This window comes from Planomonospora antibiotica (genome assembly GCF_014647955.1).
In the GTDB taxonomy this organism is placed as follows: Bacteria; Actinomycetota; Actinomycetes; order Streptosporangiales; family Streptosporangiaceae; genus Planomonospora; species Planomonospora parontospora.
This window is the reverse complement of record NZ_BMQE01000129.1, coordinates 1-1,655: the sequence shown is the minus strand read 5'-3', so window position 1 is coordinate 1,655 and position 1,655 is coordinate 1. Positions and strand designations below refer to the sequence as shown.

Here is a 1,655-nt window from a genome sequence, read left to right as displayed (position 1 = left end):
CCGAGGCCTCAGCACAAACACCGCACGTAGCCTGATGTTCCAACCGGTTTGACAGGTACCGAAACGGCCGCCCGGCGTTTCGGTGAGGATGTCCAGCTGGACGAACTGCGCGCCGGAGCCTGCCTGCCGGCAACGTTCGCGGACCTTGCCCAGAGCACGCTCGGAGATGTCCACGCCGACGGTCTGCGCCTGCGGGTACGCGGCGGAGGCGAGCAGGGTGAAGGTGCCCTCGCTGCATCCGACGTCGAGGATGCGCTGGTAGTCCCGATCGGGAAGGTTCTGTAGCGTCGCGGTGTACTTGTGGTGCTCATAAGCACTGATCCCGTGCTTCCACGGATCGGACCGGGTATGCCAGAGCTCGAAGTAGCGGCGCAGCAGTTTCCCCTGCGTTCGCGGCGCCGCCAGCGACAACAGGCCGAAGAGAGCCTGATGCAGCCGGCTCGGCCTTTCGTGATCGATAGCCATGTCCCCTCCGTCCACGCCGAACCCCACGTAAACAGGATTAACTACTATCCATAGTAGACGAAGGTTTTTATTCCGATAGAGCACTCCTGCCGCCCGGCGGAATCCACAGACACTCCTTACGCTCGCGTGACCATGCGCAAGCCCAGGTAACCGAACCGGCGACCGACGCGGCACTCCCGCTGTGGCACGGGCGGCCCTGGCAAGGGGCGCGCCGATCGGCTGGGACCTCCAGCCTTTCCAACGGGAAGATCTCACCGTCCGCACGACTGCCCTACCGTGTCGAAGTTACGGACAGCTGCCCGGCGCCTGCGGCGGCTCGACCAGGCTCAACCGCAAAAATAGGATCCAGTGGCCCGTCGCCCAGCTGAGCGGCGCCTGGGAGACGGATCCCCAGCGCTTGACGGGAAACCCTTGACCCAAAATCTACTATTTTTTATAGTAGATAGCGATGGCCCTCCCGTTGGCCAATACCCGTCAGGTCACCTCGGGCGCGTCCAGCATCGCCCCCGTATGCTGGACGCGCCCGCCCTTCGGAAGGAACGACGTGCCCCAGGGTGCTGATAGCCCCGGGCTCATTTTCCGTGTCTCACGCGGTGTTCAAGTCGTCGGAGGACAAATACGGCCGGAGACCGTGAGCAGCGCGCCAGGCAACATGCGGAGATCGACTGTCCGTCGGGCGGTTTCGCGGGCAAGCCGTCGGGCGACCGTGTTCGTACTCTTCGCAGACAACCTGGCGTGAGCACGTGCAACCGTGCCCTGCGGTTCGGCACGCTCCCGGGTGCAGACGTGTCCCCGCCATGCGAGGGAGCCCATCCACTCACCCGTAGGGTTGGTCTTCCTCGCCCAGCCGCCGCCGGGTCCCGCTGAAGGGCCGGAACACGGATCTCTCGCGTCGCGTTGTCTTCTATGCCTACTCCGAGCACCACGGTGGCCGCATCCGACACACAACAGCAGCGTCCGGCCGGGGCGTCACCTTCGGCGGCCGACCGCGCAGCCTGCGCTCCATCGCGCAGACGGTCTCCTTCGATTCGGCTCAGCCGGACGAAGGGACAAGGTCCACGGTCACCCGGCCGATGGTGTCGTGGCCGGGCATCTCGCGCTCTTATGACGGTCACGGTGAGCGGGCAGGCTGTCCGTGGCCGTGTAAAAGTAGCCGCAGGTGGCCGGGTTGAGGTCACCGCTGGTGGCCA

General features: G+C 65.2%; 1 protein-coding gene. It reads right to left on the bottom strand.

The annotated features are described in order from the left end of the window. On the bottom strand, positions 1-465 hold a 465-nt coding region (locus tag IEZ06_RS35710; RefSeq protein WP_189241091.1), incomplete at its 3' end, for a class I SAM-dependent methyltransferase. Positions 466-1,655 lie beyond the last annotated feature (1,190 nt).